Source organism: Neorhizobium petrolearium (genome assembly GCF_017873175.1).
In the GTDB taxonomy this organism is placed as follows: Bacteria; Pseudomonadota; Alphaproteobacteria; order Rhizobiales; family Rhizobiaceae; genus Neorhizobium; species Neorhizobium petrolearium.
In genome coordinates, this window is the sequence record NZ_JAGGJW010000002.1 from 67643 (window position 1) to 80279 (window position 12637).

The 12637-nt window shown below is 59.8% G+C and carries 13 protein-coding genes and 1 pseudogene; 10 read left to right on the forward strand and 4 right to left on the reverse strand.

Annotation, left to right across the window (positions count from 1 at the left end):
• Nucleotides 1-2523, forward strand: a complete 2523-nt coding sequence (gene ligD, locus J2046_RS04330; RefSeq protein WP_210049855.1) for a DNA ligase D — start codon at nt 1-3, stop codon at nt 2521-2523.
• A 322-nt stretch (nt 2524-2845) separates the two neighbouring features.
• Here ligD and ku read toward each other — a convergent pair whose 3' ends face one another.
• Complete coding sequence (gene ku, locus J2046_RS04335; protein ID WP_210049856.1) at nt 2846-3652, reverse strand: non-homologous end joining protein Ku; 807 nt, start codon at nt 3650-3652, stop codon at nt 2846-2848.
• A gap of 126 nt (nt 3653-3778) precedes the next feature.
• Between ku and J2046_RS04340 the strand changes: the two are divergent.
• Both J2046_RS04340 and J2046_RS04345 read left to right on the forward strand, forming a co-directional pair.
• Nucleotides 3779-3961, forward strand: a pseudogene (locus J2046_RS04340) (hypothetical protein); the annotation flags it as partial.
• Between the two features lie 213 nt (nt 3962-4174).
• Nucleotides 4175-4354, forward strand: a complete 180-nt coding sequence (locus J2046_RS04345; RefSeq protein WP_210050327.1) for a hypothetical protein — start codon at nt 4175-4177, stop codon at nt 4352-4354.
• Nucleotides 4355-4362: 8 nt separating this feature from the next.
• Here the strand turns inward: J2046_RS04345 and J2046_RS04350 are convergent, their stop codons facing one another.
• Nucleotides 4363-4692 carry a hypothetical protein gene (locus J2046_RS04350; protein WP_210049857.1) on the reverse strand — a complete coding sequence of 110 codons (330 nt, stop codon included), beginning with the start codon at nt 4690-4692 and terminating at the stop codon, nt 4363-4365.
• 156 nt (nt 4693-4848) lie between these two features.
• Between J2046_RS04350 and J2046_RS04355 the strand changes: the two genes are divergently transcribed.
• From J2046_RS04355 to J2046_RS04380, 6 genes are all read left to right on the forward strand, one after another.
• Nucleotides 4849-5436 carry a cysteine hydrolase family protein gene (locus J2046_RS04355; RefSeq protein ID WP_210049859.1) on the forward strand — a complete coding sequence of 196 codons (588 nt, stop codon included), beginning with the start codon at nt 4849-4851 and terminating at the stop codon, nt 5434-5436.
• Nucleotides 5433-5699 (forward strand): hypothetical protein, encoded by a 267-nt coding sequence (locus tag J2046_RS04360; RefSeq protein WP_233469538.1) that lies wholly within the window; start codon nt 5433-5435, stop codon nt 5697-5699. Before J2046_RS04355 ends, J2046_RS04360 begins: the two co-directional genes overlap by 4 nt.
• Before the next feature lie 87 nt (nt 5700-5786).
• Nucleotides 5787-6284 carry a YciE/YciF ferroxidase family protein gene (locus tag J2046_RS04365; protein ID WP_210049860.1) on the forward strand — a complete coding sequence of 166 codons (498 nt, stop codon included), beginning with the start codon at nt 5787-5789 and terminating at the stop codon, nt 6282-6284.
• Between the two features lie 396 nt (nt 6285-6680).
• A complete protein-coding gene (locus tag J2046_RS04370; protein WP_210049861.1) occupies nt 6681-7040 on the forward strand; it encodes a DUF2934 domain-containing protein in 360 nt (119 codons plus the stop codon).
• A 299-nt stretch (nt 7041-7339) separates the two neighbouring features.
• The gene (glgA, locus tag J2046_RS04375; RefSeq protein ID WP_210050297.1) at nt 7340-8818 is read left to right on the forward strand and encodes a glycogen synthase GlgA; all 1479 of its coding nucleotides are present in this window, start codon (nt 7340-7342) and stop codon (nt 8816-8818) included.
• Between the two features lie 116 nt (nt 8819-8934).
• Entirely contained in the window at nt 8935-9423 is a 489-nt protein-coding gene (locus J2046_RS04380; protein ID WP_233469539.1) for an NUDIX hydrolase, read from the forward strand.
• A 17-nt stretch (nt 9424-9440) separates the two neighbouring features.
• On the opposite strand, the gene glgX is transcribed toward J2046_RS04380, so the two are convergent.
• A complete protein-coding gene (gene glgX / locus J2046_RS04385; protein WP_210049863.1) occupies nt 9441-11519 on the reverse strand; it encodes a glycogen debranching protein GlgX in 2079 nt (692 codons plus the stop codon).
• A gap of 307 nt (nt 11520-11826) precedes the next feature.
• Nucleotides 11827-12111 (reverse strand): hypothetical protein, encoded by a 285-nt coding sequence (locus tag J2046_RS04390; RefSeq protein WP_210049864.1) that lies wholly within the window; start codon nt 12109-12111, stop codon nt 11827-11829.
• A 113-nt stretch (nt 12112-12224) separates the two neighbouring features.
• On the opposite strand from J2046_RS04390, the gene J2046_RS04395 reads away from it, so the two are divergent.
• Nucleotides 12225-12491, forward strand: coding sequence for a hypothetical protein (locus J2046_RS04395; RefSeq protein ID WP_210049865.1), 267 nt, complete (start codon nt 12225-12227; stop codon nt 12489-12491).
• Nucleotides 12492-12637: the final 146 nt, after the last annotated feature.

Sequence of the window (12637 nt, forward strand, 5' to 3'; positions counted from 1 at the left end):
ATGGCGCTTGAAACCTACCACCAGAAGCGAAACTTCAAGGTTTCTCCCGAACCACGAGGAAAGGTATCTCGCACCCGCAAGACAAAGGCGACCGGCAACAGTTTCGTGATCCAGAAGCACGACGCGACCAGGCTGCATTACGATTTCCGGCTGGAAATGGATGGCGTGCTGAAAAGCTGGGCCGTGACCCGCGGTCCGAGCCTCGTACCCGGCGAAAAACGTCTTGCGGTCCATGTGGAAGACCACCCCCTCGATTATGGCGGCTTCGAGGGCATGATCCCGGAAAGCAATTACGGTGCCGGCGCGGTGCTGCTCTGGGATCGCGGCGCCTGGGAGCCGATCGGCGATCCGCACAAGGCCTACCGGAAAGGCCGCATGGAATTCGAATTGAAAGGCGAGAAGCTGGAAGGCCGCTGGCATCTCGTCCGCATGGGGCAGAGGCAAGGCGAGAAACGCGAAAACTGGCTGCTGATCAAAGGCGAAGACGAGTTCGCCCGCGACGAAGGCGACCCTGACATTCTCGAAGAAATGCCGCTTTCCGTGAAAACCGGCAAGACGATCGAGGAGGTCTGGGGCAGGAAGCGGCCGGCAAAAAAGGCGCGCTCGAAAACGAAAACCCGGACCGATCCAGACCCGCAAGACACCGACATCGCGGTTTCGAAGATCCGGGGTGCGAAGAAGGGCAAGCTGCCGGATTTCATCGAACCGCAGCTTGCGACGCTGGTCAAAAGCGCCCCTTCCGGAAAACGCTGGGTCCACGAGATCAAGATCGACGGCTATCGGCTTCAGGCACATATTGAAAACGGCAAGGTGACGCTGCTCACCCGAACCGGCCTCGACTGGACCCACAAGTTCGGTAAGGAGATCGTTGCAGCATTCGCGAAGCTTCCGGTCTCCGAGGCCATCATCGACGGCGAGGTGGCGGTCGAAGCAGGCTCCGGCGCGACGGATTTCTCGCTGCTCCAGCAGGCTCTCAGCGAGGGCCACACCGATCACTTCACCTTCTATGCCTTCGACCTTCTTCATCTCGACGGTTATGACCTGACCGGCGCAACCTTGCTCAGGCGCAAGGAAGCGCTTGAAACACTGCTTGCCGACAGCGGCTCGGTGCTGCGCTACAGCGAGCATTTCAGCGACGAGGGCGCGCTGGTGCTGAAACATGCCTGCCGGCTGAGCCTGGAGGGCATCATTTCGAAAATCGCCGATGCCCCTTACCGTCCCGGTCGCGGGCGCGATTGGGTCAAATCGAAATGCTCGGCAAGACAGGAATTCGTAGTTGCGGGTTACGTTCCCTCCTCCGTCAACCGCAAGGCGATCGGTTCGCTGGTCATGGGTTATTATGAGAAGGGAAAGCTTCGTCATGCCGGCCGTGTCGGCACGGGCTACTCCAATACCGTGGCGCAATCGCTCTTCAAGCGGGTCAACGGCATTCGAAGCGACAAGAGCCCATTTGACGAAAAGCTCGCAGCAGTGGAAAAGAAGGATGTCGTCTTCGTCAGACCAGAACTGGTGGCGGAAGTCGAGTTTCGCGGCTGGACGGCGGATGCCCATATCCGCCACGCCTCTTTCAGAGGTCTGAGGGAAGACAAGGATCCGAAGGATATCGTCCGGGAGGGCGGGCCTGTGAATGCAGCGGAAGAACCGACACCGCCCAAGCGGACGGTCAATCTCACCCATCCGGATCGGGTGTACTGGCCGGATGCCGGAGTGACCAAGGCGGGGCTCGCGGACTACTATACCGAGGTCTGGCGGCTGATGGCGCCTTTCGTTGTCAACCGGCCGCTGGCGCTCGTTCGCGGGCCGGACGGAATTACCAAACCACTGTTTTTCCAGAAGCACGCCTGGAAAGGCATGACGAAAAATGTGGTTCTGGTGAAGGATCCCGCCGACCCGAGCGAGGAATATATCTCCATCCGCGACCTCGACGGGCTGCTCGGGCTCGTGCAGGGCGGGACACTGGAAGTCCATCCCTGGGGGGCATCGCTCAATGATTGGGAAAAGCCGGATATGGTCAATATCGACCTCGATCCCGGTGAAGGCGTTTCATGGACGGAGATCATCGCCGCGGCCCACGAAGTGAAACGGCGCTTCGAGGACATGGGCCTCGCGCCCTTCGTCAAAACGTCCGGCGGCAAGGGCCTGCACGTCGTCGCCCCCGTGAAGCCCAAGGCGGAATGGCCTGAGGTGAAGGCTGCGATGAAGGCGCTCGCCGACGGCATGGCCGGTGATGACCCGGACAAATACGTCTCGACCATCACCAAGTCGAAACGCAAGGGCAAGATCCTGATCGACTACCTGCGCAACGGCCGAGGCAACACCGCGGTCGCCCCCTATTCCACTCGCGCGCGGCCGGGTGCGCCCGTCTCCATGCCGCTCGCCTGGGACGAGCTCGGCGGCGTGATCGGCCCCAACTATTTCACGGTCAACAACACCTCGACGCGGATTGCCCGGCAGGCGAGCGATCCTTGGGCTGATTTTCGCAAGGCGGAAGCGCCGATCGAGTTCAAGGTGAAGAAGAGATAGCTGCGAAGCCGGAACGATACGGCATCCGCTCAAGACCAGGGCAATCGCATATGCGGGTTTTGCCCCTCGCCACGCTTCCGTTCCGCGACCCTCTTCCCGCAAGCGAAGGACGACCGGGAGTCTCCACACATCCCGGCCGCCTGCATACCGCTGGAACCCCTGCCCCAGAGAGATGCGTGGCCAGTAAACATGCTTAGGACGGACAATGCAAGTTCGTGGATACCCAAACCGTTCGAGTAGCAGGGGTTCGGAATGCTAGAGCCCCGCTAGCAGGGCATCCCGGGTGCCCGCAGCACGCACATCCTCAATACTCCTGAAACGATCACTTCCGGGGCGATTTCCGTTCTGCCTCAAGGCTCTTCTTGAGCGCCGCCGTGATGTCGATGACGTTGCTCGGCCGCTCCGGCGCCTTCTCCTGGGTACGCTTCTTCGTCTTGCGGCCTTTCCTGCGTTCGGCGATGATGTCGAGAAGCCGGTCCTGCACCGGATCGTCTGCCATCGATGGCTTCCAAGCCTCGGTGCGCTCCTCGATGATCTTCTCCATCATCGCCAGATGCTTGGCGCCCGGCTTTTCCTTCGGTATCTCTGCGGCATAATCATCGGCATCGCGCACCTCGTCGCCGTAGCGAAGCGTCCAGACAACGATCCCCTTGTCCTTCGGCAGCAGAAGCACCGCCCGCTCGCGGCGGTACATAACAAGCCGGGCGACGCCGCCCGTTTTGGTCTTCGCCATCGCCTCGCGGATGACGGCAAAAGCCTCTGCGCTCACCTCGTCGTCCGGTGCCAGATAATGCGGCCTGTCGTACCATATCCAGCCGATCGAATTGGCCGGCACGAAGGTCTCGATGTCGATCGTGCGCGTGCTCTCAAGTCCGACGTCATCGAGTTCCTCGTCCTCGAAAAGCACATAGTCGTCCTCGCCCTTGGGATAACCCTTCACCTGATCGTCGTCTTCGACCGCCTCGCCGGTATCCGCATCCACATACTGGCTGAGGACACGGTTGTGGGTCTTTCGATTGACGTTGTGGAAACGCACCCTGGCGCCTTCGGAAACGGCAGGCGTCATCGTCACCCGGCAGGTGACGAGCGAGAGCTTCAGATAACCTTTCCAGAATACACGCGGCGCCACGGCAGAACTCCTTCCTTTCCGCGATAACCCGCACGATACGGCTTGGTTCCGGAACAAACATTCAGGAGAAACCGTTTGCTTCAGACACCTGCACAGGAGGGCATTCCCATGAGCACCAGCAGCCAGAACGCTTCACGGAACGAAGGGGACAAGAAGACGACCGAACGCTCCGCACGTTCCAAGCACGAAACCAGGGAATTGGAGGAACAGCTCAACGAGGGGCTGGAAGATACGTTTCCGGCAAGCGACCCCGTCTCGACCACGGTGACCTCCATCCCGGCCGGCACACCAAAACCGCCAAAACACTAGACAAGAACAAAATCCGTGTGGAACAATTCAGGCGTCTTCCGTGATAGGAAGACGCCTTATTTCATTTGTGTCGGTATTTCATGCATCCCTGTGACTTTTTCGGGATATCCGAAGTCGACCATATTGCGGTAAGGAGGGCGATAGCGGAATTATCGGCGAGGCGGACATTATTTCGGCGCGAGTTTGCCGATATTGGTTACGTCAGAGGTCGGGATGGCGAAGCAAAACACTCCGGTTGAGGAACAGGAAGTCAGGATGGGAAGGCGCGTGAACCGCCGGGTCTCGGTCCTGCTCGCCGAAATCGAGAAGGAAGAAATCCCCGATCGTCTGCTCGAACTGGCGCGCGAGCTGCAGAAGGCGCTCAACGAAAAGATGGGCAGCCCTGCCGGCTGAAGCGCGTCTCAAAGTTGGGTCGAGATCAGATTGTCGGTGCGCACCCGGCCTGCCACGACACCTCTCGGGCCCTCCGCCTCGTAACGTCCGCTCCCATCCTCGAGCACCGTATAGAGCTTTTCGTTGCGGAAGGCGCTTGCCATTCCGGTCGAGTTACCTTCCGAAGGTGAAGCGTCGATCTCGGTAAAATCGAGCTCCGCCGCACTCGCGACGAGGCGCGCGTCACCCGCGGTTCTGGCCCGGACCACCACCTCGCCGTGCGGCGGCGAATTCTGCCAGTTCGGGTCATCGGGAGCCGCGTTCGGCACCAGCCGATAGATCTTCAGCTTTTCCTGCATCTCTCTCTCCCTTGAGACATCACATCTGCTGCTGTTCGCAACGTTCTCGGTCAGGCCCGGTTCCATCACCGGCGGTGGAACTTTTGCCGCCGCTTTTCTGTTCCTGACCACCGTGGAAGTTTTCTATTCCTGACAAGTATGGAAGCTGAAGAAGACATGAAGGACCCGCATCACTGCCGGCATCTTTGCGTCGACATGCAGCGCATGTTCGCGGAAGACACGCCCTGGAATATTCCATGGATGCAGCGCGTGCGCCAACCGGTCGCGATGATTGCCGCAGCCTTTCCTGCAGGTACGATCTTTACTCGCTTCGTCCCCCCGACAACGCCTGCCGAAGCCCAGGGGAGTTGGCGCGACTATTACGAGAAATGGCCGATGATGACGCGCGGCGAGCTCGGCGACGAGATGGTCGACATTCTTCCGGAGCTGAGGGCACTGGCTCCTCCCGCAATCGTCTTCGACAAGATGGTCTACTCGCCCTGGTTCGACAACCGGCTTCATCATTTCCTTCGAGGCCAGGGCGTCACCACGCTGATCATCTCCGGTGGGGAGACGGATGTCTGCGTCCTTGCCGCCATTCTCGGCGCCGTGGACCTCGGCTATGCGATCATTCTCGTCAAAGATGCAATCTGTAGCGCCTCCGACGAGACGCATGACGCATCCCTCGCCCTTTTCGGCAGGCGTTTTTCGAACCAGATCCGGCTCGCCGACACGGACGAGGTGCTGCGCTGGTGGAAAGGATGACGACGATTTCCGGAACCTTTGCGGCAACGGGCAGTTTTGCGGACATAGGCGACAAGTTCCCAGACAAGGAGAAAGCAATGGCCGATAACTTCTGGTTCATAGTCGTGGCGATCGGGCCGATCCTTCTCGGTGCTGCGATCGCCTACGCGCTGTTACAGCGCCGTCGCCTGACAGACCGCGAAAAAGAGCAGCAGGACGAGGCGATAGAGCGTCTCTACGACAAGCCGCCGGGCGGCCGCGAACCTCATCCGCACAGCCGCTGACTGGAACAGGAACCTTCGTGGCACCTCGTCGTTAGGTGCCCCGCAATACCTTTTCATCCAACACCTATAAAACCCAAGGAGAGAGCAATGGCCAGCAAGACCCTCGACGACCTTTTCCATGAAACCCTGAAAGACATTTATTATGCCGAACGCCAGATCGTGAAGGCTCTTCCGAAGATGGCGCGCGGCGCCCGGGATGAAAAGCTGAAGGCCGCTTTCGAGAAACACCGCGATGAGACTGAAGGCCAGATCGAACGCCTGAAACAGGTCTTCGAAATCATCGGCAAGCGGGCCCAGGGCAAGACCTGCCCGGCGATTGACGGCATCATCGAAGAGGGCGAGGAAATCCTCGACGAGTTCAAGGGCAATCCTGCGCTTGACGCTGGCCTGCTCGCTGCCGCACAGGCGGTCGAGCATTACGAAATCAGCCGTTATGGTACGCTGCGCACCTGGGCCCAGCAGCTTGGCCTCAAGGACGCCGTGAAGCTCCTGGAGGAAACGCTCGCCGAGGAAAGCAAGACGGACGAGGCCTTGACCAGCCTTGCCAAATCCGCCGTCAACATGGCGGCTCAGAAGGCCGCCTGAGGCTTTCGATGAATGGGGCGCCGGTAAAGCCGCACAGCCCCTTTTCCCTGAGCAAAAGCCCGGTCAAAGCTGGGCTTTTGCTCACCCAAGGCGGAATGAGATGAGCATTTGCCATGGCTGGAGCGGAATGCCGGTGTGATAATAGGACGCAGATCGAATGGCGCTTATAATATGGACCCGAGCAGTTGCATGAAGGATTATATCGCAGTACCTTTGATTTGGATGCGCTCCTTCCCGGCGGCGACAAAAAATACCCCCAACTGCCAGAAAATACCCCCCGGGGCCGATTTTTGAGTTCATGGCCGTGCTCTGCTGGCCAGGGTGCAATTTTTCGTTTGGACGATGGAACTTTTCTGCGCTGCACACGTTGGGGCGTTCGGTCGAATGGAGACGATAATGGCGGAATCCGAGGAAGATTGGATCAAGAGGCGGGCATACGCTTTGTGGGAAGAGGAAGGTTACCCTTCCGGTAAGGATCGGGAGCATTGGGAAAGGGCGAAGCTGGAGCATGCGACGCTCAAGCCGACCGCCTCGAACACGCCACCAACAGCAAGTCCCCGTAAGAAGGCAGCCGCAGTCGTAAAACCTCCAAAGGCAGCAGCGCCGAAAGCTCCAAAGACTGTCACGAAGACGGCCACATCGAAGCCGGCATCAACAGGGACTGCTGCCAAGACGACTTCGAAGGCCCCCGCAGCTATTCCGGCGGCGGTCGAACCGGCGAAAAAGCGCTCCAAGAAAGTGCCGGCCGGCCAGTAACGCCGCCCGGACCGTATACATCAAGACCAGTTTCATCAATCGCGGCGAGTGGCATTGTCGCGAGAGCGTATTTTCTTGCCTTGGAAGATTGAGATGACCGTTGCGTCTGAGCTCCGCCCGACACCGAACCCGACAGGGAACATTGGCCATGGCCGAAATGTTCCGAGGGGTGCAAACGGCCCACGGCGGAGGCGGACATGATGAACGCTCACGCCCCCCTCGGCAATACGCACCGCGATCAGCACACCATGTCTGGGAGCGTGGTCACCCCGGTCGAGGAAACGCGGGTGCAGCCGCAAATGAGGGTGCTGTCGGTCACGTCCGAGATCTTTCCATTCGTGAAGACGGGCGGCCTGGCGGATGTGACAGGTTCCCTGCCCAAAGCGCTTGCCCCGCTTGGCATAGAAACGACGTCGTTGATCCCCGGATATCCGAATGTGATGCGGCAATTGCAAAGCGCCGTGCCGCTCGTAGCCTTCGACAGCCTGCTGGGCGAAAAGGCCTTGCTCTTGCACACCCGTATCGAGGGCCTCAGCCTTTTCGTGCTCGACGCGCCCACTCTCTATGACCGCCTGGGCGGTCCCTATGTCGATGAACGGGGCATCGACCATCCCGACAACTGGAAGCGGTTTGCCGCCCTTTCGCTGGCCGCGGCGGAAATCGCCGGCGGCGTCCTGCCCGCCTGGCGTCCCGATCTCGTCCACACACACGATTGGCAATCGGCGCTCGCCTCCGTCTACATGCGGGAACGGGGCTGCTCGACGCCGGTCGTGCTGACGATCCACAACCTGGCCTTCCAGGGCCAATATCCCGCGAACCTGCTCGACAAACTCGGATTGCCTCCGGAAGCATATTCCATGGATCGGATGGAATATTTCGGGGACATCAGCTTCCTTAAGGGCGGGCTGCAGACAGCCGACGCGATCACCACCGTCAGCCCGACCTATGCGCGCGAAATCCTCACGCCACGCTTCGGCATGGGCATGAACGGCGTTCTGAACGAACGCGTCTCGGTCCTGCGCGGCATCGTCAACGGCATCGATCTCGACGTTTGGAATCCCTCGACGGATCCGCACCTGCCGCGCAACTACGACATCAACAGCCTGCGCCGCAAACGCGACAATCGCGTCGTTCTGCTGCAAAAATTCGGGCTCGACCCGTCGGACACCGGTCCGGTCTTTTCCGCAGTCAGTCGGTTCACCTGGCAGAAGGGTATCGACATGCTCGCCGAAACCGCCGACGAGGTGATTCACAACGGCGGCAAGGTGATCGTGTTTGGCCAGGGCGACCGCGAGATCGAACAGGCACTTCTGGATACTGCCTCGCGTTTTCCTGGCCGCATGGCCGTCCATATCGGCTATGACGAGCCGACGGCGCATCTGATCCACGGCGGCTCGGATGCGATCGTGCAACCGTCCCGCTTCGAGCCATGCGGCCTCACTCAGCTCTATGCCCTGCGCTACGGCTGCGTGCCGGTCGTCTCGCGAACCGGCGGGCTCTCCGAAACCATCATCGACGCCAATGATGCGGCAATGTCGGCCCGCGTGGCAACAGGCTTCCAGTTTCATCCGGTCACGACGGACGGGTTGCGCCTGGCGCTTCGCCGCGCACTGCAAACCTATGCCGATCCGAAAATGTGGGCTCGCTTGCAGAACCAGGGGATGAAAGCGAAATTCTCCTGGGAACGAAGCGCCCACCAATATGCTGCTGTCTATGCCAGCCTGGCGCGCAAATCCGGGCGGGTTCCGGCGAGCGAGATGCGTCGCGCCACGCTCTGAACGATCTGTCCGGACAGCCCGGCGTTTGTCGCCAGTTGAAGAATCGGATAGCGAATCGTCCGCGCAACGCAGATTTGCTTCTGACAGGCTTTCCGATGAACAATCCGACACGGACCATGATCGTTATGGACTCGGGGCGTTCGCGTTTCCAGTTTCGAACCGCAGCGCTCATCCGCGCCAATGGACATCTACTCATCCACCGGGGAACGACCGAACCCTTCTGGTCGCTTCCGGGCGGCCGCGTGGAATTTCAGGAAGCAACGACGGAAACGCTGGCGCGGGAAATCGAGGAGGAAATCGGATGCCGGGCAGCCATCGGTCCGTTGCGCTTTGTCATCGAGAACTTCTTCACACTGGACGGGCGGACAGTCCATGAAGTCGGCTTTTATTACGAGACCGAACTACTGCGCCCCATGCCTTTCCACGAAAATGAGGTCGTCCACCGTTGTCGCGACGGTTCCAACGACCTGGAATTCCGCTGGGTTCGCCCCACGGCAGGCACGCTTGACGAATATGACCTGAAGCCCTTTCCGCTCCGTGCGTTGATTGCCGGCACGTCAAGCGACATCATCACGCATCTGGTCTATCGAGATCATGCCACCTGAGAGATACCTGACGAGCCTCACGGTCTGCGGAAGAGCGCCAGACTGCGGCCTTCGAGTTCGAAATCCTTTTCCTTGGTGATCACCAGGCCGCGCTTGGAAAGATCGGACGTGGTGAGTTCCAGCACCCAGCCGCCCTCGCCGAATTGCGGGATGCGGAAGGGAACATTTCCTTCAAACGGGTTGAAGAGCAGCAGGACGTCATGCCAGATGCCTTCCTGCCCCTTGAGATCCTCCCGGCCGATATGCAGGCCGAGTGTCGTGCCGTCATCCCAATGCTCGGGCTTCTGCTCGCCGCCGCCGGCATTGAACCAGTTCACCTCCATGCCGTCGCGCCAGTTTTCACGCCTCAGCAACGGCTGCTCCTGACGCAGCTTGATCAGGCCACGCGTAAACTCCCGCAGTTCTTCGCAGGTCTCCGGCAGATTCTCCCAGTGGACCCAGGAAATCTCGTTGTCCTGGCAATAGCCGTTGTTATTGCCCATCTGGCTGCGGCCGAACTCGTCGCCGGCAAGCAGCATCGGCGTACCGTGCGAAAAGAAGAGCGTCGCGAGGAAATTGCGCTTCTGACGCTCACGGATCGCGTTGATCGCCTCGTCATCGGTCGGGCCTTCGGCGCCGTAATTGTAGCTGTGATTGTCGTTATGGCCGTCGTTGTTGTCTTCCCCGTTCGCCTCGTTGTGCTTTTCGTTGTAGGAGACGAGATCGTTGAGCGTGAAGCCGTCATGAGCGGCGATGAAGTTGACGCTTGCCCAGGGCCGGCGGCCGCGCTGGTCGTAGAGATCGCCGGAGCCAAGCAGGCGGGCGGCGAAATCGGTCGAGACGTTGGTGCCCTTCCAGTATTCCCGCACGGTATCGCGATACTTGTCGTTCCACTCTGACCAGCCGGGCGGAAAACCGCCGACCTGATAGCCGCCGGGACCAATATCCCAGGGTTCGCCGATCAGCTTCACTTGCCACAGCATCGGGTCCTGCGTCATCGCGTCGAAGAAGCCGCCGCGCTGGTCGAAACCCTGCGGCTCACGACCGAGGATGGTCCCGAGGTCGAAGCGGAAGCCGTCGACATGCATGGCGTCGGTCCAATAGCGGAGCGAATCCATGATCAACTGCAGCACGCGCGGATGCGAAGTGTTCACTGTGTTCCCGGTGCCCGTGTCGTTGATGTAGTAGCGGTGCTGATCCGGCATGGTCCGGTAATAGGAAAAGTTGTCGATGCCCTTGAACGAGAGCGTCGGGCCGAGTTCGTTGCCTTCCGCCGTGTGATTGAAGACCACGTCGAGGATCACCTCGATGCCGGCATCGTGGAAGGCCCGCACCATATCGCGAAAACCCTGGATGCCCCTCGGACCGTAGTAGCACGGAGCCGGAGCGAAGAAGCCGAGCGTGTTGTAGCCCCAATAATTCTTCAGGCCTTTGTCGAGGAGATGCTGGTCGTCGGGGAAATAATGGACGGGCATCAATTCGACCGAGGTGATGCCGAGGCTCTTGATGTAATCGACCGAAGCCTTGTGGCCCATGCCCTCGTAGGTGCCACGGAGCTCTTTCGGGATCGCCGGGTTGAGCTGGGTGAACCCCTTTACGTGAGTTTCATAGACGATCGCAGCCGGCCACGGGATGCTCGGGCGATTCTGATCCTGCCAATCGAACGCGTCCGGATCGATCACCCGGCATTTCGGCATGAAGGGCGCGCTGTCGCGCTCATCGAACGTCAGGTCCTTGTCTTCATTCTGCAGGTCATAAGCGAAAAGCGCCTCGTTCCACTGCACATCACCGACAAGCTCGCGGGCGTATGGATCGATGACCAGTTTGTTCGGATTGAAACGGTGACCGTTTTCCGGATCGTAGGGCCCGTGGACACGAAAGCCGTAAAGCGCGCCGGGCTTCAGGCCGGGAACATAACCGTGCCAGATCTCGTGCGTATATTCCGGGAGTTCGAGACGCGCAGTCTCGATCTTGCCGCTCTCGTCATAAAGGCAGAGTTCGACGCGTTCCGCATGCGCCGAGAAGATCGCGAAATTGACGCCCTCGCCATCAAAATTGGCCCCAAGCTGGTGCCAGGAGCCCGGCTCAATGACGATATTGCTCGATTTGGTATCCATGCCACACCTGATGAGAGATTCGCGGAACAATGGTGCGACACAGCATTTCGTTCCCTTGGCTGTTGAGATTACGGGTTATTGGATCCGGAAGGCGCAGGATTTGCGGGCGGAGTGTTCGTCGTCCCGGATGGTGAGGTGGCCGGGCTTTGTCCTCCGGTACCGGTTTGCGGCGTGGGATCCTTGTCCGCTGGAGCTGCCGCATTCGACCGTTGCGGAGGCGTGCTGTTGATCGGGCCGTTCTGATTTTCGCCACTGTCGTCACAAGCACTCAAGAGCATGAGGGCAGAAACGGCGACGATCAGGCGTTTCATGTCCGGTCTTCCCTTTCGGATGTGCCGGATGCGCCCCGGCGGCGTGTATCGAGTGCAATGACTTTCTCAACGGCAGCAATATCTTCCGCCGCCGCGACCGGAACGGGGTCGCCGGCAATGGCTTCCAGGACTTCCGGTGCCAGCGCTCCGTTGCGGATCACATATTCCAGTGCTTCACGGGTCTGACGTTCTGCCTTCAATTGCGCATAGAGGGCCAGGATCAACCGGTCGCGAACATCGCGTCCATGCTGGTCAGCCCCTGATTTGATGACTTGCGCCATGATCTTCTCCATATCCTTGTTCAGGAGGCCAACTTTCGACCGGGCTGATTGTTCCCTCCTGAAAAGCCTCCCCTATCTTCATGAGGAAACAAGATATGACGAGGAGGCCACCTATGTCCGTGATGACGCCAGAGGAGCTGGAGGGGCGGTTGAACGCCCACCGCGAATTGCTCATCGAGCTTCTGGCCGCGATGATCGGTGGCGAAGTCACCATCACCGCTTTCCTGCAGCGGCTGAGGGATGATGCGACTTTCAAGGACAGCGAGGAAGACCCCGGGGTCATGCCTGAAGAAGCGTTTGCGATCGAGAATTCGGCTGCCCGTGAAGTGCGCGCGATCCTCGAAGCGGCCCGTGCCAGGGCGGAAGCGGATGGTCGTTAACCATAGCGCTTCACATTTATGACGATCTCGCCACGTTTATGGCCATTTCATGGAACTAGAATGCCGCTTTCACGTTCATCTACCACCGATGCGGAGGGAGGCGTCTATGGTCAGGGAATGGGTGGAGGCAGCAGGTTTCGTTCTGG